Annotated in this window: 16 protein-coding genes; 4 read left to right on the top strand and 12 right to left on the bottom strand. The window is 33.8% G+C overall.

Annotated elements, in window-relative coordinates; all coding sequences use genetic code 11:
* The first annotated feature begins 2 nt into the window (after positions 1 to 2).
* Positions 3 to 869: a type I methionyl aminopeptidase gene (gene map, locus HMPREF0367_RS07280; RefSeq protein WP_015535668.1), complete on the top strand. Its 867-nt coding sequence runs from the start codon at positions 3 to 5 to the stop codon at positions 867 to 869.
* Positions 870 to 955: 86 nt separating this feature from the next.
* Positions 956 to 3,097, top strand: a complete 2,142-nt coding sequence (locus HMPREF0367_RS07285; RefSeq protein ID WP_035402840.1) for a Tex family protein — start codon at positions 956 to 958, stop codon at positions 3,095 to 3,097.
* A gap of 50 nt (positions 3,098 to 3,147) precedes the next feature.
* On the opposite strand, the gene HMPREF0367_RS07290 is transcribed toward HMPREF0367_RS07285, so the two are convergent.
* The 8 genes from HMPREF0367_RS07290 to HMPREF0367_RS07325 form a co-directional block, all read right to left on the bottom strand.
* Positions 3,148 to 4,899 (bottom strand): ABC transporter ATP-binding protein, encoded by a 1,752-nt coding sequence (locus HMPREF0367_RS07290; RefSeq protein WP_035402842.1) that lies wholly within the window; start codon positions 4,897 to 4,899, stop codon positions 3,148 to 3,150.
* On the bottom strand, positions 4,900 to 6,705 hold the full coding sequence (locus HMPREF0367_RS07295) for an ABC transporter ATP-binding protein (protein ID WP_035402845.1): 1,806 nt from the start codon (positions 6,703 to 6,705) through the stop codon (positions 4,900 to 4,902). It abuts the gene before it with no gap.
* 83 nt (positions 6,706 to 6,788) lie between these two features.
* Positions 6,789 to 7,409, bottom strand: a complete 621-nt coding sequence (locus HMPREF0367_RS07300; RefSeq protein ID WP_022355739.1) for a TetR/AcrR family transcriptional regulator — start codon at positions 7,407 to 7,409, stop codon at positions 6,789 to 6,791.
* 152 nt (positions 7,410 to 7,561) lie between these two features.
* A complete protein-coding gene (locus HMPREF0367_RS07305; protein WP_035402848.1) occupies positions 7,562 to 7,771 on the bottom strand; it encodes a hypothetical protein in 210 nt (69 codons plus the stop codon).
* A gap of 6 nt (positions 7,772 to 7,777) precedes the next feature.
* Positions 7,778 to 8,671 carry a M56 family metallopeptidase gene (locus HMPREF0367_RS07310; RefSeq protein WP_169815944.1) on the bottom strand — a complete coding sequence of 298 codons (894 nt, stop codon included), beginning with the start codon at positions 8,669 to 8,671 and terminating at the stop codon, positions 7,778 to 7,780.
* A gap of 219 nt (positions 8,672 to 8,890) precedes the next feature.
* A complete protein-coding gene (locus HMPREF0367_RS07315) occupies positions 8,891 to 9,130 on the bottom strand; it encodes a hypothetical protein (RefSeq protein WP_035402851.1) in 240 nt (79 codons plus the stop codon).
* Positions 9,131 to 9,259: 129 nt separating this feature from the next.
* Positions 9,260 to 9,526: a type II toxin-antitoxin system antitoxin gene (locus HMPREF0367_RS07320; protein WP_015535660.1), complete on the bottom strand. Its 267-nt coding sequence runs from the start codon at positions 9,524 to 9,526 to the stop codon at positions 9,260 to 9,262.
* Entirely contained in the window at positions 9,526 to 10,527 is a 1,002-nt protein-coding gene (locus HMPREF0367_RS07325) for an SPFH domain-containing protein (RefSeq protein ID WP_015535659.1), read from the bottom strand. The genes HMPREF0367_RS07320 and HMPREF0367_RS07325 overlap by 1 nt, the downstream gene beginning before the upstream one ends.
* A gap of 159 nt (positions 10,528 to 10,686) precedes the next feature.
* Here HMPREF0367_RS07325 and HMPREF0367_RS07330 point away from each other — a divergent pair, with 159 nt between their 5' ends.
* A complete protein-coding gene (locus HMPREF0367_RS07330) occupies positions 10,687 to 10,983 on the top strand; it encodes a hypothetical protein (protein WP_015535658.1) in 297 nt (98 codons plus the stop codon).
* A 39-nt stretch (positions 10,984 to 11,022) separates the two neighbouring features.
* On the opposite strand, the gene HMPREF0367_RS07335 is transcribed toward HMPREF0367_RS07330, so the two are convergent.
* Positions 11,023 to 11,811, bottom strand: a complete 789-nt coding sequence (locus HMPREF0367_RS07335) for an HAD-IIB family hydrolase (RefSeq protein WP_035402853.1) — start codon at positions 11,809 to 11,811, stop codon at positions 11,023 to 11,025.
* Positions 11,812 to 11,896: 85 nt separating this feature from the next.
* On the opposite strand from HMPREF0367_RS07335, the gene HMPREF0367_RS07340 reads away from it, so the two are divergent.
* Positions 11,897 to 12,565: a cytidylate kinase-like family protein gene (locus tag HMPREF0367_RS07340; RefSeq protein ID WP_035402855.1), complete on the top strand. Its 669-nt coding sequence runs from the start codon at positions 11,897 to 11,899 to the stop codon at positions 12,563 to 12,565.
* Between the two features lie 43 nt (positions 12,566 to 12,608).
* On the opposite strand, the gene HMPREF0367_RS07345 is transcribed toward HMPREF0367_RS07340, so the two are convergent.
* The 3 genes from HMPREF0367_RS07345 to HMPREF0367_RS07355 all read right to left on the bottom strand — a co-directional run bounded on the left by HMPREF0367_RS07345 (position 12,609) and on the right by HMPREF0367_RS07355 (position 19,697).
* Positions 12,609 to 13,940 (bottom strand): NCS2 family permease, encoded by a 1,332-nt coding sequence (locus HMPREF0367_RS07345; RefSeq protein ID WP_035402857.1) that lies wholly within the window; start codon positions 13,938 to 13,940, stop codon positions 12,609 to 12,611.
* 70 nt (positions 13,941 to 14,010) lie between these two features.
* Positions 14,011 to 17,136: a UvrD-helicase domain-containing protein gene (locus HMPREF0367_RS07350; protein WP_035402858.1), complete on the bottom strand. Its 3,126-nt coding sequence runs from the start codon at positions 17,134 to 17,136 to the stop codon at positions 14,011 to 14,013.
* Positions 17,136 to 19,697 (bottom strand): PD-(D/E)XK nuclease family protein, encoded by a 2,562-nt coding sequence (locus HMPREF0367_RS07355; protein WP_035402859.1) that lies wholly within the window; start codon positions 19,695 to 19,697, stop codon positions 17,136 to 17,138. The genes HMPREF0367_RS07350 and HMPREF0367_RS07355 overlap by 1 nt, the downstream gene beginning before the upstream one ends.
* Between the last annotated feature and the right edge of the window lie 263 nt (positions 19,698 to 19,960).

Below are 19,960 nucleotides of genomic sequence, written 5' to 3' on the forward strand. Positions count from 1 at the left end.
GAATGATCAGTAAGAATATGCCATGCTGGTGTGGTTCTGGTAAAAAGTATAAACATTGTCATGAAGAATGGGATAACACGATCAATGTCTTGAAACTACAGGGACAACAGGTTCCAAGTCATAATTTGATCAAAAGTCCTGATGATATTAAATGGATCAAAAAAGCCGCCAAGATCAACAATGAAATTCTAGATTTGGTTGAAAAAGAGATTCATGCAGGAATGAGTACAGAAGATATTGATAAAATGGTTTATGATTATACTGTAAGTCATGGAGCTATTCCAGCTTGTTTAGGGTATGAGGGATTTCCTAAAAGTGTATGTACTTCAATCAATAGTGAAGTATGTCATGGGATCCCAAATAAAAATATCATTCTAAAAGAAGGCGATATCATTAATGTGGATTGCACAACAATCGTACATCAACATTATGCAGATGCATCAAGAACTTTCTGTATTGGGCAGGTAAGCGATGAGGCTAAAAAATTAGTTGAAGTCACTAAAGAATGTTTAAGAGTTGGTATTGAAGCGGTTCGGCCTTGGGGTCATTTTGGCGATATTGGAGCAGCTATTCAAGAAGTTGCCCATGCTAATGGATATAGTGTTGTTAGAGATTTCTGTGGTCATGGAGTTGGAAATGCTTTCCATGAAGATCCATATGTACATCATGTTGGAATCAAAAATACAGGTATGGTCATTGCCCCAGGAATGGTATTTACGATCGAACCAATGATCAATCAGGGAACAAGTGAATTATATATCGACAAAAATAATGGCTGGACAGCTTATACAAGAGATGGTAAGTTAAGTGCTCAATTTGAACATACGATCTTGGTTACGGATAAAGGTGTCGAAATTATTGCGTATTAAAAAAGAATTGGTTTTCTATCAATTCTTTTTTTGTGTCTACAGATTGTGCATGCTATACTAATCTAGCTTAGACAAGGAGATCATGAATGGATAAAGAAATTATCAAACGCATCGCTAATGAATTAAATATAGGGGTGGATCAAGTTTCAAATACTTTGAAACTTTTAGAAGAAGGAAGTACGGTTCCTTTTATTGCGCGATATCGTAAGGAAATGACCAAAGGATTGGATGAAGAACAAATTCGTGTCATCCAGGAAGAATATAATTATCAAGTCAATTTACAAAAACGCAAGGAAGAAGTAATCAATCGTATCGAAACTTTAGGTAAATTGACAGATACGATCAAAAAACAAGTGTTAGAGTGTACAAAATTGTCCCAGGTAGAAGATATTTATCGTCCTTATAAACAAAAAAAGAAAACGCGTGCCAGTGTTGCTATCGCAAATGGAATGAAGCCATTGGCAGATTTATTATTGAAATCACCTAGACATTTTGAAGAGAAAGATGTGGAGACTTATTTGAATGATAAGGTGACAAATATTCAGGAAGCTTTGCAGCAAGCTAAAGATATCATTGCGGAAATGGTCAGTGATGATCATGATATTCGAAATAAGATCTATGATTCCATGATGAATTATGGAAGAATCGTAACAAAAGAAAAGAAAGGGCATGACGATCAAGCTAAGGTATATCGTATGTATTATGATCGTGTTGAAAAGGTATCTCATCTAGCCAGTCACAGGATCATGGCGATAGATCGTGCTGAAAAAGAAAAAGTAATCAATGTGCAGATTGAATTTAATGAAGAATATATCGAAAATTTTGTCAAACGTCGATATGTTCGTTATCCAAATAGTCCATGTGCTGTTTATGTAAATGAAGCCATAGTTGATGGATTAAAACGCCTTGCATATCCATCGATTGAAAGAATGGTACGATCTGAATTAAGTGCTAAAGCACATGAAAGCAGCATAGATGTTTTTTCGATGAACCTTGAAAAATTGTTGTTGCAGGCACCAATCAAAAATAAACGCATTTTAGGTTTCGATCCAGCTTTTCGAACAGGCTGTAAACTTGCCGTTATCGATGAGTCAGGAAAAATGTTGTGTGTAGATGTGATCTATCCACACCAGCCAAATGCAAAGATCAAGGAAGCAAAAACAAAACTTGTAAAGTTGATCAAAGATTATGATGTATCAATCATTGCGATTGGCAATGGTACAGCAAGCAGAGAAAGTGAAACCTTTGTCAGTAATGTCATTTCAGAATATGGATTAAATGTGCAGTATACAATCGTATCTGAAGCAGGAGCAAGTGTATATAGTGCCAGTAAGTTAGCGATTGAAGAATTTCCAAATCTGCATGTCGAACAAAGAAGTGCTATTTCCATAGCAAGACGATTAATGGATCCATTATCTGAGTTGATCAAGATTGATCCACAATCCATTGGTGTTGGACAATATCAACATGATCTTCCTGCTGCACGCTTAAAAGAGAGATTGGATTTTGCAGTAGAAAAAGCTGTAAACCTGGTAGGAGTTAATATCAACACTGCAAGTCCAACGCTTTTAAAGCATGTTGCCGGTTTGACAAGTGCCATGGCCAACAGCATCGTTACCTATCGACAGGAAAATGGAAAGATACTATCTCGTCAGGAAATTAAAAAGATTCCTAAAATTGGGACAAAATCATTTGAACAGTCTGCCGGCTTCTTACGAATTGAAGATGGCAAGGAAATGCTGGATCGAACAAGTATTCACCCAGAATCTTATAAGTATGCTAAGATTGTTTTAGATATTCTTGGTCTGGATGAACATGCAATGGGAACCCAGATTGCTCAAAAAGCTGTGGATTCTTGTAATAAAGAGGAATTGTTAAAACAAATGGAATGTGATTCATATACTCTGAATGATATCTTAGATTCAATCAAACAACCTTTGCGAGATTATCGTGATAAAAATGATGGTCCGATTTTAAGAAGTGATATCTTGGAATTAGAAGATCTTCATATTCATGATAAATTACAGGGAACGGTACGCAATGTAGTAGATTTCGGGGTGTTTGTCGATATTGGGTTACATGAAGATGGACTGATTCATATTTCACAGATGGCAGATCATAAAATAGGACATCCAAGTGAAATGGTTTCTGTCGGTGATATTATTGATGTTTGGGTATATAAGATTGATGAGGAAAAACATAAAGTACAGCTAACGATGATACCATAAAGAAAAGACTGCGTTGCAGTCTTTTTATACTTTTGTAGAAAATTAATATTTTACAGAAGTGTGTCGATATGCCATTTTGAACTTTCACTTTGCAAATCAACCATATGATGATAAAGTCCGTTTTGTTTATATAATGATTCAGGTGCTCCCTCCTCTTTGACTCTACCATTTTCTAAAACAATGATCTTATCGGCAGATTGTACAGTTCGCATACGATGAGCGATAACCAATACTGTCTTATTAGCTAACAAGGTTGATAAAGCTTCTTGAACTTTTGTCTCGTTTTCAACGTCAAGACTGGCTGTTGCCTCATCTAATAAAATGATAGGAGCATCTTTTAAAAGTGCTCTAGCAATCGAAATTCTTTGTCGTTCCCCTCCAGAAAGTTTGGTTCCATTTTCTCCTATGAGTGTATCATAACCGTCTGGAAGCTTATGAGCAAATTCATCACAATTAGCCGCTTTTGCAGCTTTATATACTTCTAAGTCTGTTGCGTCTCTTTTACCTAACCGAATATTTTCTTTTATACTATCATCAAATAAAACGACATCTTGAAATACCATAGAATAATCACTTAATAAAACTTCAGGATCAATTGTATTAATATCAATACCACCTACTTTTATAGAACCTTTATTAGTATCCCAAAGACGTGCGGCTAATTTTGCACAAGTGCTTTTTCCAGAACCAGAAGGGCCAACCAAGGCCGTTACCTCACCTTCTTTAGCTATAAAACTAACATCTTTTAAAACATCATGATTGTCATAGGAAAATGAGACATGATGGAATTCAATGTCATACCCTTTTGGCTCAAAAGTTTCTTTACCTGATGCAATAGGAGTGTCGTAGATTTCCATCATGCGATTTGCTGATACTTGAGAGACAAACATCTCTGCAATTAATGCCAAACTCTGATCAAAAGGAGCGTAGATTCTTGTGATAACAAGTAAAAACATAAATAAAATCATGAAATCAATTTGGCCATGAACGATAAGGTTTGCACCAACTAAGATTGTAGTTGCAACACCTAAACGCATGATAACACTTGCAGCATTTACAAATATACCTGATATAAGTTCTCCGCGAATCATCACACTCTCGTGGGCATCAATTTTTTTATACAATCCTTTAAGATAAGTATCTTCTTGGTTTGTAGCTCGGATTTCTCTAATATTTTCTAATGTTTCCTGAATTTCATCTGAAACTCTTATAGCAGATTGTTTAAGCATTTCTGAGGCGTTCGAAGTCCATTTTCTTGAACCAAACAAAAGGCCAAATGCGACAGGCACACCCCAAAGACAGGCAATTGCCAAACGCCAATCATAAATGAACAGGAAAATAGCAATGATAGCAGTAGAGATATAAGAACCATATAAATAACCCAGTACATGTGACCAGACATGTTCCATTCGATTGACGTCGCCCATAATTGTTTCTGTCAAATCTGCAATATCTTTTTTGTTGAAATATCCCAAAGGTAATTTACGAAGTTTTTCAGCTAATGCTATTCGGGTAACCTTTACTTCTCCATAAACAAGACCATAAGTGGTTTTATATTGTTGTAGATGTGTAATAAAAGATAAAATGACAAATAAAGTCAATAGAACTAGTATTGTTATTGTGTTTACTTTGAACTGATTGCCTTTGATAAGATTTACAAAATTATTCATTAATAAATACAATATACTGATACCACTCATAACCACAAGATTAACTATAACTGTCCAAAATGTTCCCTTTTTAACATTTTGAACACCTTTGTCTGTTAAGGCATACTTGCGTTTAAATTCCCTTCCGAACATCTATAAAGCCCCCTTTTCTACACTTGTAATTTTCCATTTTGCGGCTTGATTATAATCAGTCCACATTTTTTGATATAAACCCTTTTTATTTAATAATTCATCGTGAGTTCCTTCTTCAATTACATATCCTTTATTTAAAACAATGATTTTATCCGCGTTTATAACAGTGGATAGACGATGAGCAATCATGATCACTGTCCGATTTTGACATAAGACGTTTAGAGCTTTTTGAATTAAAACTTCATTTTCAGGATCTGCAAAGGCTGTAGCTTCGTCCAATATCACAATTGGAGCGTTTTTTAAAATGGCACGAGCTAAAGCAATCCTTTGTTGTTCACCTCCAGATAAATAAGTGCCTTCACTACCGATGATGGTATGGATGCCATTTGGAAGTTTCTCAATGATATCTTCACATCTAGCTGCTTTTAATGCATACATAACATCTTTGTCTGAAGCATTGGGATTAGAGATTTTAATATTTTCTAAAATTGATGTTTTAAAAAGTTTTGTATTTTGGAAAACAAAAGCAACCTTATCCATTAGAACATGCTGATCAATGTCTTTAACATTGACGTGTCCAATTTCAATAACACCTTTTTTTACATCCCAGAAACGAGGAATCAAGCTAGCAACTGTTGTTTTACCACCTCCTGATGGACCAACGAGTGCAACAGTTTGACCCGGTTTAACTCTAAAAGATATAGATGATAAGGCAGGTGTACTAGATCCTTCATAAGTAAAGCTTACATTTTTGAAAACCACGCTATTATCTATTGGTGTTTTTGGATGAATACATTCTTTTAGCGTAGGGGCTTTCATAACTAGATCAATACGATTTAGAGCTGTGTTCGCTAACATAATACCTGATGAAGCAAACATAATCTTTGCGAGTGCAGTTGAAATGATTGCAGAAAAAATAGCATAAAATACGAAGTTTGTAACAAAATTATTAAAATTGCCATTATTAAGTGCGGATGGAGCTAAAAAAATAACAACAGGTACTAGAAAAATAAAAGCTCCTTCTGTAAATGTTAAGTTAATTGATTGAGGAACACGACAGATTTTTCCCTGATAATATTCAGCTTTATCACTGTATTCTTCAATAGATTTTTTAAACGTTTTAAACGAATAGACTGTCTGTTGAAAAATCTTAACCACAGGAATTCCTCTTACATATTCTGTGCCAGCTTTTGTCATTTTATCTTGTGCAGCTTGATATTCGGCCATAATTTGAGCGTTTTTGCCACCCATCATTGAAAACAATGCGATTATTGATATTATAGATGACAATAAACAAGAAGCTCCCATACGCCAATCAAAAATAAACATTAAGACCACCATTCCGGTAAACAATACAATGGTTCCAACGATATCTGCCAAATTGTGAGCTAATAGTGTTTCTGTGTCATTGGCTGCACTATCTAGTCTTCCTCGAATAAGTCCTGAAGCATTATTGTCAAAATATCCTAATGGTGCCTTCATTAGATGATTCATCCCTATTTTTCGGATGTTTTCAGCAGTTCTAAAAGCTGCCAAGTGTGTACATAATAATCCAATAAAATAAATGATTATTCCACATACAGAAAAACTAAAAGCAACCCAACCGTAAGTTTCTATATTTTGGATATTTGAAAAGTTAGGGATAGCCTCAATCAAATCTCTAACTACAAGCCAAATACAAATGTACGGTACTATACTACAAAGCATTGAAATCGCAGATAGAGTAAGACCGATATAAGTCAAAATTCTAAAGTTTCCTGCATAGTTCAGTAAAGTAGTAATTGCATTTTTTTTCTTTTCTTTCATCTTAACCCTCCATTTTACGAATGACGATATAGTTAGTAATAACTAACTTGAGAGGCAAAAAAATTGCAGTCAGCAGCATCAGTTTATTTTTCTTCAATTAATGCTAACCAACCAGCAGTATAAAATGCACGAAGCTGTCCTACATCACGCATAGCTTGTTTTTTAGGAATATCATGGATGACAACCTCAAAAATACCACCAAACATACCACTTGCAATAATGTGACACAGAGTCTTGTCTAATCTAGGCACAGTATATCCGAGTTCTCTAAGAACATCCATATACTTTAGAGTGTATTCTACTTCGACCTCAACAATATTGTGGACAAAATTTTCGTAGCTTGTCCCTTCAGCCTTCGACAATAATAGTTTTATTGGATCACGGTGCTCACAAATATAGTCAACCATCCAATCTATACAAGAACTCGATTCAATCCCCATATGAGAAGGTTGTTCATTTTTTGGCAAATCGGCAAACCTTAATTGCGCTTCCATAAAATTAGCCATTATAGCCTGTGCATGCGGTTCTACAATTGAAGCAAATAAGGCTTCTTTGCTGGAAAAATATCCATAAAAAGCTCCAGTTGTTACACCGGCGTGTTTTACGATTTGGCGAAGTGATGCCCCACGAAAACCTTTTTCTAAAAATTCATCAATAGCAGCTTGTTGAATTTTATTGAGTGTTAAATTAGAAGTATCTTGCATTTTTTATCCTCTCATAACGGTGTTATATAACACTGTTATAATATACTTAATTTATTATCGTTGTCAATGGATTCTTATAATTAATGTGTTTTTTATGGATTAACATTATAAAATATCATTATTAAAAAAGGCTACATAATGATATAGCCTTTTTATACAGGTATCCAATCGGTTTCCCAACGTCTTTGAGTTGAATTCCAAAGTCTTTTGTATAATTTACCATTAATAAATTTATACTTCCATTCTTTGATGTCGGCACGAACTATGATGTTAGTGGTTTCCGTAGAGGAAATTTCACTAGCGGCAATAGGGGTAGGACATAAAAATGTCAACATACATAATAATAAAATAGTCTTTTTCATAATTAATCACTCCTTTATAATTGGGATTTCAGAAAAAGGTGAAACAGTAGGATCTTCAATGCTGCCTTGTTCTCCATCTATAAATAAGGTATATGTTCCATCTTTGTGTTGGATGATGTATGCGTTGTCGAGCGTATCTTCAGAAACTGTAACATAGGGTGTTTCTGCGGATGGTGCAGGAAAAGATGCTTCGAATATGATGCTGTTGGAAAAGAATACCAAACTACAGATTACCACTAATAGCAAGTAATTGGTTTTTTTCATGAAGGATTCTTCTAAAATATATCTAATTCTATATTCTAGTACATTGGAACTATCGTCAATTAAGAAACTGTAATATTCTTTTGCAAACGGATCTGTTTTATTCACAAGTGATTTCTGTACATGAATCAAAAGTTGTGCATAGTTTAATCGTTCTCTTTCGCTCATTTTCTTTACCACTTTTTCATCGACTCGAATTTCTAAAAATAAATCAATGTTTTTGCGAAGTATATATACTGGAGGAAACCACCAATATGTTATTGTTAGAAAATTTACAAATTGTTTGATGTAGTAATCATGGTTTTCAATATGTTTGATTTCATGCATTAAAATGATTTGAAGCTTATCCTCTTCGAAATGTATGTTTAGAAGAATGATTACTTTTTTTGAACCAAGAACTTTTGGTGAATCACAATAGGAGGTTATAAGCACATCATAATTATTGCCGTTATAGTCAGGTAATAAGTTTTTTATCTTACATATTTCAGATTGTTCTTCCAATTTCTTAAACATTCTGTTTAGATACAATAATTCACGAATATATCGCACTAGATTAAAAAGTATACCTAAGATCCATAATGAGATCAGTATGACATAAATAGGAATATCTAAGATCAATGGATATGTTAGAAATGTCATTAAAGGATTCATTAAAAAGGGAATAGGAATAGTTTTTGTAAATCGATATTCAATAGGAAGACAAAGACGGGCAATAATAATGAATGATAAAGCGATAATGACATTGGATCGCACGAATCGATAATTCTTTTTTGTCGTAAGCAGAAAATTTAATAAAACGATCAATAGTGTTGAGACAATACAAGTAATAAGCAGAGAGGACATTGAAAAATTCATAAATTAATATCTTACTAATTCTTTTTGCTTTGTCTCTAATATATTGATTATATATAGATTAGTGCCTTTGTTGTATTGTCTTTCAAAGGTTTTTTTATTCTGCTTGGATTGGATGTTTTGAGATAATAAACGTAATAAGATTTGCTTAGTAGAATGTGTTCTTGAATCAGGGCTTGTCAAAAATTGGTCTATATGTTTAAGAACATTTATTTTATCATCTTGTTTTTTGTATAGTTTGATCATATTGTTCCCCTTTCTTGAAGATTATATCAAAAATAAAGAAAAAGATTAAATGATAGAAAATAAAAAAATACAGAAAGACATAAAAAAAACTTACCGATCATTAATCGATAAGTTCTATGTTATGTATAACTATAAATTATTGCGATTACGATTTTTACGTTCTTTAACAGCTTTGGTCAAGATATATTCAATTTGCGAGTTAATGCTTCGAAAGTCATCGTTTGCCCAGGTGGCAATATCTTGCCAAAGGCTTGGGGCTAATCGTAAGATAATTTGTTTCTTTTGTTTTTCTTTTTGTTTGAGTGCTTTTTCTTTTTCCTGGATCTCTTTTTCTAGTTCTTCAAGTCGTTTTGCACGTTCTTGTAAAGCTTTTTCTTTGATATCTAAATCATTCATTAGTAGATAGATCCACTATTTACAACTGGTTGTGTATCCTTATTGGAACATAAAACAACTAAAAGATTAGAGACCATAGTAGCTTTTCTTTCCTCATCTAATACCACTACTTCTTCTTCACCTAATTTATCGATAGCCATTTTAACCATGCCCACGGCCCCATCAACGATTTTTTGTCTAGCGGCAATAATGGCAGAAGCCTGCTGTCTTTGTAACATGGCAGCGGCAATTTCTTCAGCATAGGCTAGATGAGTGATTCGAACTTCTTCAATATCTAATCCAGCAATCTGCACACGTTTGATCAATTCATCTTTCATGTCGTTGGCAATTTCTAAAGAACTTGAACGCAGTGTTTTTTCGTTCATGTTTTCATCTTCACAGTCTAAATCGTCATATGGATATTTTCTGGCGATGTTGCGAATAGTAGAATCAGTTTGGATTGATAAAAACTCAGCATAGTTATCAACATTAAAAACAGCTTTTGTTGGATCGGTAACTTTCCAAATCACAACTGCACCAATGATGATGGGATTTCCTAATACATCATTAACTTTTTGTGTTCCATTGTTTAAGGTAATACTTTTTAATGAGACAGTTTTTTTGGGCGTAATATCTGGAATTACGGTTGTTTTGTCATTGTTTTCGATCTTATTTCGATTGATATAAGCTTTATTAAAGATAGGGTTATTATAAGATACAAAAGGATTTACGTAGTAATAACCTGGTTTTAAAATAGTTCCATAATAGTTTCCAAATAAAGTTAAGACCAGGGCTTCATTTGGTCCTACGATTTTTAATCCACCATACATGATTGGGAAAATGACAACTAAAATGATACCTATTGCAAGAATGATTCCTCCTAAGACCGAATTGTTTTGTTCTAATAAAATAGAACCGAGTATAATCAAACCTACAGATAGAATCAATCCAATGGTAATTACGACTAGCATGATCATTCCATTTATTGGATGAATCTCTTTTTGTTCAATGTTTTGTAACATAAGCAATCCTCCTTTGATATTTAAATGATATCAAAACGATATCATTACGTCAAAAATAAATTTAAAAAATTAAAAAAATAATAGTTAATGATGTAAACTATACTTGTTTTATGAAAATATAAGGTATATAGTAAAATTATAAGAAAGGAAGTATTCAAAATGGAAAAGTGGACACAAGAACAGTATGCAGCTCGTTTACAGGAAATGAAACAAGAAGCACACGATAAGATGTGGTTATACATTGAGCTTAATGCAAAAGAGTTTATGGAAGAATGTGAACCTGGCGTTAAGAATTTAACAGCTTGCTGCAAAGCAATGTTGGATGCAATGCTTGAAGGTGATGGATTCATTGTTGAACCTAAATCTCGTTCAAAAGTTGCAGGCGCATTGACTGTTAGATATTATGTAGATAATCTACATCCAGGACGTAGAAAATATTCAGAAGTAAATCAGTAAACGAAAAAGAGGTATTCCTTATTTTGTCGGAATACCTTTTTAGTCGATAAGACCAAAATGTTTAAATGCATTTTTTAATCCATCTTCGTCTATATTTGTTGTTATATAATTTGAAATCTTTTTTACATGATCATTTCCGTTGCCCATCGCAATACTAATGTCTGCTTCTTTTAACATTGTAATATCATTTTCGGAGTCGCCAACAGCCATTGTCTTTTCATCGCTTTGATAATATGATTTTACAAATTGAATGGCTGTAGCTTTATTATAAGTGCAGTTTGTAATTTCTCCGCCAGTGTTTTTAAATGGGGTAAACACCAAGCCTTCTGGTAAGTTATCAATTAAGTTGGAAATATCAGATCCTTCTGGATAATGAATTGAAACTTTCATGATTTGACGGTAATCATCTTCGGTGATTTCACTTAAACGATGATGCATCATCATACCAGCACCGGTTCTATCATCTTTGGCGAATTTTTTGAATATTTCATAATTTACTTCGTTTTGAAAGGTTTTTTGGGATCCTTCTAAAGACATTCCAAGATTCATAGGTTCGATTCGTTCAATTAGTGCTTTTACAATTTGCGGGCGTAAAGGTTTATATAAAACCTGTTTATTTTCAATCAATATTTCACTTCCAGCTGAAAAACAATATCCATCAATAGGGAGACCTTCTAAAGGTTTTAAAGGAACTTCACATTTTGTCCTGCCTGTATTGATAAATATTTTGTGACCGTTTCTGTGTGCTTGAATAATGGACTCTTTGGCGCTGGAACATACTTGGTGCCATCTCCAAAGGGTGTCATCTAAATCTAAAAATACTATCATATCAAAAATCTTCCTTTCGCAAAAATGAGTTTATCATTTATTTTATTGGATTTCCATTGTAGAATATAAATAGAGGAAAAAGATTATGAAGAAAACAATCACGATAACAATTTCTCGTCAATTTGGCTCAAATGGACGAGAAATTGGCAGAAAATTGGCAGAATACTTGGATATTGGTTACTATAATAAAGAAATTATGGAAAAGATTGCCAAGGATATGGGTGTTAGCTCAGATTTTTTTAATGAGGACAATCAAAATGAAGATGGTCTATATTCTATATCCAACCGTAAGCTTAGAAGTTTTGGCAGCATTGCAGAATTAAGTGTGAATTCACAAGTTTTTGAAAGAGCAACAGATTTAATTTGTGGTATAGCTCAAAGAGAGAGCTCTGTCATTGTAGGAAGATGTGCAGATTATATTTTAAAAGATAATCCAGATACGATATCTGTGTTCTGTTTTAGCGATCTCGAGGAGAGAATTCGATTTTCAATTAATGAATATGATGTTCCTGCTAAACAAGCGAAGAAAATCGTTCAGGAAAAAGATATGAAACGTGCTCGCTTTTATGAGTTTCATACGAATCAAAAATGGGGCGATGCGAAAAACTATAGCTTATTGATCAATACTTCAAAAATGAGTACGGATGAAGTTGTAGAAACAATTGCTGCTCTCTATGATAAAAAAGCAGGACTTACTACATTTAAAGGAGCTTTTCAGGATCAATATATTGAACACAAAAGCTTTAAAATATAAGAAAACCGGGTCAATCAATTTGATACCCGGCTTTTTATTGATTTTATATCATGTAAGGAGTCGCGAAATATACCACAAATATGATCATTAATACCCAGACAGTAGGATGGATTGCTTTAGCTTTACCTGCTGCGATCATTGCGACTGTATAAACAATAAAACCACAAGCAATACCATTAGAGATAGAATACATCAAGATCATCATAACAATCGTAACAAATCCACTTGCCGCAAAAATCATATTGTCCCAATCAATGCCTTTAAGCTGCTGAGCCATCATAATGCCCACAACGATCAAAGCAGGGGCGGTCACGGCATTTGTAACAGCGCTTAAGATAATTGGAGAAATGAAGATCGATAACAAGAAACAAATACCTGTAGTAATAGCTGTAAGACCTGTACGACCGCCAACTCCTACACCGGAGCTGGATTCGACAAAGCTGGTAACTGTACTTGTACCAATAGCGGCACCAAATACTGTCCCAATCGCATCAGCTAGAAGAGCTCTTTCAGCATTTTCTAATTCCCCATCTTTGTTTACCAAACCGATACGATTGCCAATTGCAACTAACGTACCAGCTGTATCAAAGAAATCAACAAACAAGAAAGAAAAAATCGCAACGAATGCATTGAAAGGATTCGAAAATAATTCACCAAAACCATTCATGAATGCACCGACAGCCTCCATTTCAAAGCTGGTTGTGAAAAAAGTTTCGGGCAATGTAGGCATGCCTTCAATATGGCCCAAGCTTCCAGCAATGATGCCAATTATAGCAGTGATGACCATTCCAACAAATACGGCAGCAGGAATTTTTTTGATAACTAATGCAATTGTGATCAATAGTCCAAAAACCGCTAATAATACAGTAGGATCTGCAAGATTACCGATTCCTACAAATGTAGATTCATTGGCAACGATGATTCCAGCGTTTTTAAGTCCTACAAAAGCGATGAAGAATCCAATGCCGGAACCAATTGCAAGTTTGAGCTGAACAGGAATTGCGTTGATGATAGCTTTACGAATTCCTGTAACCGAAATGATCACAAAGATAACACCTGAAATAAATACAGCACATAATGCAGCGGCCCAGCTGAATCCCATAGCTCCGCAAATCGTATATGAAAATAAAGCATTGACTCCCATACCGGCTGCCAGGGCAACAGGATAGTTTGCGATAAGTCCCATTACGATAGAAGCGAAAGCAGCTGAAATTGCTGTAGCCATGAAGACAGAAGGTATATCCATTCCGGCATCTGCCAGGATAATTGGATTTACACCTAAGATATAGGCCATCGCAAGGAAAGTTGTGATTCCGGCAATGATTTCTGTCTTGACGGTTGTATGTTTTTCTTTTAGTTTAAATAATTTTTCCATATATTCTCTCCTCTTGTCTATAAAAAAGACCATCTCATTGTACACAATGAAACGGTCGGTTTCAAATGATTTACTGATTTAGATAAATGATTTTTCTTAAATGAAAAGAATAAATATATGTTTTAATTTTCTTGTCGGGCTCAATTGTATGAATAGCTTTTTTATATGCATCAAGTTGAGCATGGTATTTGTCAATCAGTTCTGTTTCGTTTTGAACAGTATCTGTTTTAAAATCTAATATACTGATATGCTCAGGATGCCATGCGATCAAGTCAATAAAACCATGATAGATCTTTTCGTTTTCTCTTATGATGTAGCTGCATTCAAATTCATGTTTATTTTGCATCATTTCTTTATATATGTGACACTCATTTAAACTTAACAGTTGTTTAATGTCTGTAGCTTGTAAAGTGAAGTTATGTTTATGTGCATAATTGATGCAATCTTCTTTCTGGTATGGAAATGCACAGTTGGCGACAATTTCGTGGAATAAAGTACCACGAGTTGTTGAAATTTTTTTGTTTAGATCCATGATAGGCCATTCTAAAGATTGCTTGGCAGCTGAAGCAGTTTGTCCACTTATACTTGAAATACTACCTTGATAGAATTGATTTGTTTCTATGTCATCATCTTTTTTTAGTGGCAATGGACGCTTATATAACTGATTTTTTTTATCTAGCTTGAATAAGGATGAAGGTTTATTTAAATACGTGTGCAAAAGCCATCCTGTATAACTTGATTTTTCTAAAAGCGATGAAGTATTTAACCTTGAGGAATAACTGTTGATATCATCGACGTAATCAACAATAACCAGTTCTTTTTCAGCACGGGTCGTTGCAACATAGAAGACGCGCATTTCTTCTTTTAGATCATCGTGATTTTTCTTGGTGACAAAGGCAAGATGACTTAAAGAAGTTCTTTTGAATTTTAAACTTGGGTCTAATGCGTTTAAAGATATTCCTAAAACAGGATCAACCAAAACAGGATTGTTTGAATATTTATCTTTGGTTGTATGAGAAGAAAGAATATATACGATAGGAAATTGAAGGCCTTTAGAATGATGCATAGTTTTTATTTTTACGACATCAGCATCTTTTCCATAAGGATATGCTTCTCCTACAGCATCCTGATTAGAGTCGTTTATGATTTGTTCAAGAAATAAATCTAAATCATTTTGAGCTTCAAATTGGCTGGCCATTTCTAAGAATTGATCAAGATTGGTCTTATCTTGATTGGTCGTATAATTAAAATAAAAATCATTATGATTATAAATATGACGTATTAAATCACTGATGGGTTCGTTTTTATATTGTCTAAGTTGTTGCCATGATTGCATAAATGGTTTGTCTTTAACTAAAGAATAAAGGGATGTATTTTTTTCTTTATCTATACAACAGCCGGCAATATCATTGTACAAAACATTACCTATTGGAGAACAAAGGCTTGCCATAAGAGCGATATCATCGTTTGGATCATTTAATGAAATAAGAGTAGATAATACAATCTGGATAGCATGATTTGTATAGAATCCATGATCAATTTCAGCAAGTACAGGTATTTCATATGCTTCAAGGACTTTTTTAAGCTCTTCTTGAGGGGAGTGTGTTCTAGTTAAGATGCATATGGAACTATACGGAATTCCCTGTTCATGTTTTGTCAGGATGTCATTGGCAATAAGGTCATAGACATTATTTTTATGAAGACTTTTTGCCTGAATCTTATTGAAACTTTCTTCCTGAGTTTCCATCCAGCTTAGATACTCGGTATAAAGAAAACGGACAGGATGCTGCTCTGCATCTTTTTGCCTGGCTGTTCCAACTTTGGCAATATCGTCTTGGCGAAAGTTTTTCCCTAGTAAAGTTGTGTTCATTATATGATCGTAAAATTCATTATTAAATTCAACAATACTTTGGTTTGAGCGATAATTTTCATCTAGGACGATCAAACAAGAGTTTTCATCTTCTTTGTCCATGTGTCCTTGCATGATTTCTGGTCTAGCTTGGCGGAATCCATAAATAGATTGCTTGATGTCGCCAACACGGAAAACATTGTCTTTTCGTGCAAAACACTGAATGATGTTTTCCTGCAGTTCATTTGTGTCCTGAAATTCATCAACAAGGATCATCTGATATTTATTGCGAACTTCTTCCTGGATCATAGGCTGTTTTAATAGTTTGTAGGCAAAATGCTCCATGTCGGTAAAGTCAATGATTTCCATTTCTTTTTTCTTTTTCGCAAAGATATCCATTGTTAATAAGGATAGAGTACAGAAAGTGTTGATTCTTTCTATATTATTGTTTAAATCTTGATCATATTCTTCTTTTTCATATAAGACGTTAAGAATATTTCCTTCAATCTTTTTAAATTCACCTTGTTCTTTTTCATAGCTCACTTTATTGATCGTTTTCTTAAAACCTGGGGTATTGTTGAAATAAATTTCGAATTGTTTTTTAAAAAAGGCATAGTCCTTTTTATACAAAAAATCTAAACATGTGTTTAAACTTTCTTCTTTTAAAGAAAACAGCTGTTCATCGGCTTCTTTCATATTTTTACATATTTCGATCATCGATTCGATTTGTTCAATAAAATATTGAAAGAACCAGTTAAATGTATCTTCGCTGCAAGGTCTGTTCATCAGTGAACGGATCCATTCATTAGAGTCTGGTTTTGACATTGCAACATTAATTAAATCTCGAATATTTGAAAGGATGTCATCTTCTGTTTTTCCCAATGAACTAAAGAAAAGTTTTAATTTGACAAAGTCATTTGTGTCTATGCTGTTACAAGCTTCATTATAGGCATTTAAAAAAGCTTTATTGGCTTGAGCGCTGCTTGCTACAGATTTAGACATTTTATAAGAAATAGGAATCTTATAATAGTAGTTTTTAACGATGGATAGACAGAATCCATCAATCGTGCATATGCTCGCCGTCTCTAGTAAAGCTAATTGCGATTGGATATAGTCTGTTTGTGTTTCAGCTTGTAGACGCTTTTTTAAGCGATCTTTCATTTCGTTAGCAGCATCTTCGGTAAATGTCATAGCTAAGATACGATCAATAGAGATCTTATCTACCAAAACAAGTTTACAGAGTCTTTCGACAAGTACGCTGGTTTTTCCGCTGCCGGCACTGGCACTGACAAGGATGTTCTTGTTGCGCAGATCAATGGCTTGTTGTTGAGCTTTAGAAAATGGCATTATTGATCCTCCTTGTTCGTTCTATTTGGCTTGATAACTTCATTGCGAGCGTTGCGGCAAATCATGCGGTATGCGCAATAATCACAGGCATTAGCATCATGATCCGGACGGATATTTCCGGAAAGAATATCTTCAGTAAGGTTGGTTACGATTTCAGTGTGCTTATGCTTCAGTTCTTCAAAAGAAGGGCTCTCTTTTTTTGTGGTGAAAAGATTATCCTTGTCACAATATGTCGTCATATCCTGATAGGCCCATCCTTTAAGTTTCTTTTGTTGGGTGAAAGTATCCAATGTTTCCTTGATTTCAATTCTAGTGCTTTCAGGTATCTTTTTCCGATAATTTAAAGATAATGGTTTATGTGAGACAGGGGAGCTTTTTAAAGAGATATAAAAACTACCTGTTGGAATCAAGTTGCTTTGTGCTTGCGTAGCAATTGTATAGGTTGCCAGTTGAAGCGATGTTCCGTTTTCAAAGTCAGCAACTCTAAGGTCTTTATCACTGGATTTATAGTCAAAGATACAAAATGAGGTCTTAGAAGTATCAATACGATCAATATAACCATATAATTCAATGCTCATATCATGCCATGGAATGGAATACGAAAATTTTTGTTCTTGTTTGAAAATATTCATATGCCAATTTTTTTCGAAATAAGCTAATTGTTCTAAAATAAGTTCTGTTTTAGCTTGAAGTTCCTGGATTTGAGCATCGATCCATTTTTCTTTATTTGGGAAAATCATTTTGGCGAATTGAAATTCGTTTTCGATAACTTCGTGTATTTGTTCAACATTTACTTTAACGTAATCTTTTTTATATTTTAATGTCAATGTTTCTAAAATGTGATGAAGGATCGTGCCTCTAATGCGAATATCCTGCCAATCTTGATTTTCTTTAAGATAGAGGCCATAACGAACGAAGTGCTTTAAAGGACATTTCGCAAAGGTTTCGAGTCGAGAAATTGAGCCGACAAATGTTTTATGTTTTAAATAGAGTTTGTCGGCAAACTCTTGGCTTAATTCAAATTGAGGTGTTTTAAATCGTGAATGTTCATGGACGGCTATAAATTCACAAGGCATGTTCATATAGGTTTCAATCTGCATGTTTTTTTCAAGTGTTTTAGATTGATATGTGGATTGAGGAGAGATGACATACAGTTCTGTTATCTGATCAAGCGTTTTGTAAAGCTGTTCAATTTGAAAATCGATACGCTCTCTAAGACTAGGAAGTTTTGTGTCTTGAATGTATGCTTCATCAAAAATGCCTGTTTTTAAAGATAATACGTTTAGATCTTTAGCTTCTGCGCTCAAAATAAATATAGTCTTTTTTAAAGGTGTAATATCCTTTAGTGTGCCGATTAAAACACCTTGATAAGTTTCGGGGGATTCACATTCTTGGATTTTGTTTAGAGAATCAATTAATATATCAAGATCTTTGTCTTGTCTTAAAAAAGGTTTTGCCTGTGTGATCAAATCAATGCTTTGCCTTATCGTGGTAAGGTCTTTAGAAGATAGCTGCGGATACTGCTCTTTAAGCTCGTTGATCATGTCTAGAATGTTTTTGTGATTCCAGGCGAAGATTTGATTATGTTCATTCAGCCATTTTTTAGTATATACTTCTAGATTTTGATAGGTTTGATAAGTAAATTCATCAATCAAAGAGTTTTTGTGGTATTCAATTTGATTGATTGGATATGTTTCTGGATAGGCAAAAGGAAAAAGATCAAAATATTTTTTTACTAGTTCTTCTTGATAGAATTTAAGGACAAAATCTTTAAAATTATCTAACGATTTGTCTTTTAACCAAGTCAAACCAAGAATTAGTTTTTGACTTAGGTTGGAAGGAGTTTTTTTGTTTAGTATGGTGTAAGGTATTTTGTGATGATCAAACATTTGGCACAATACCTGGGTGTCGCTCAAAGAAGTAACAGCTATTTGAATATCATCGGCATTCATCTTGTTTTCAAGGATGACTTTTGCGACAATGGATGCCTGCGTTCTTGCGTTAGAACATGTGAAGTAGTGTTTGTTTGGTAATGAATCGTTTTCCAGCATATGGGCGTTATTTTCCAAAAGAAAACGAATCCAGATGTATTCGGTATCCGTGAACATTCTTCTTAAAATATATACATTAGAGAAATTCTGCTTTTTTAGTTCATTGATCGTTTTGGAGGTGTATGACTCTTTTAATGGAATATCTTTGATTAAATTAATAACCTCTTTTAGGTCTTTTTCTTTTTGGGTCTCATCTTTCAGTGTTGAAAAATCAAAATTGAACGAATAAGCCCATGCGATAAAACTTAAACACGCATTTAAAAAATCAGGCGCCTCTTTGCTAGAGAAAAAAGCATTTTTTTTAGATAGAGATTGCAACCTTTCTTTATACTGGTATAAGATTTCTATATGTGAAGGTAAATTATCTGGGTAATAGTTAGCTGTAAAAGCGTTCAAGCTCATAACTTTTATAGAAAGGGTATTACCTTTCATTTTAAGGATTTTATCGTATAAAGGAAGATGCAGGTTAGCATCGGCTAGAATAATAGAATTATCGACAATATCAAACATAGTAATCACCTTCACTCATTATAACAGAAATAAGCTGCAATAACCTCAGTTAGTCAACAGTTTAAACTCCATAAAGATCAACAACGTATCAATCATTAAAATCGTGATAAATAATATTATTAATATGAAGAGCGATATCCATTTTTTTAACGGTCTATAATCTGAATTTTGGAGCTTGTTTATTGTTTTTAAATAAAATTTTTGATTTTGCTTCATAGTGTTCCCCTTATTTATGGTTAGTAACCAGATTAAAATAAAAAAGT

The organism is Faecalitalea cylindroides ATCC 27803 (assembly GCF_000469305.1).
Taxonomy (GTDB): domain Bacteria; phylum Bacillota_I; class Bacilli_A; order Erysipelotrichales; family Erysipelotrichaceae; genus Faecalitalea; species Faecalitalea cylindroides.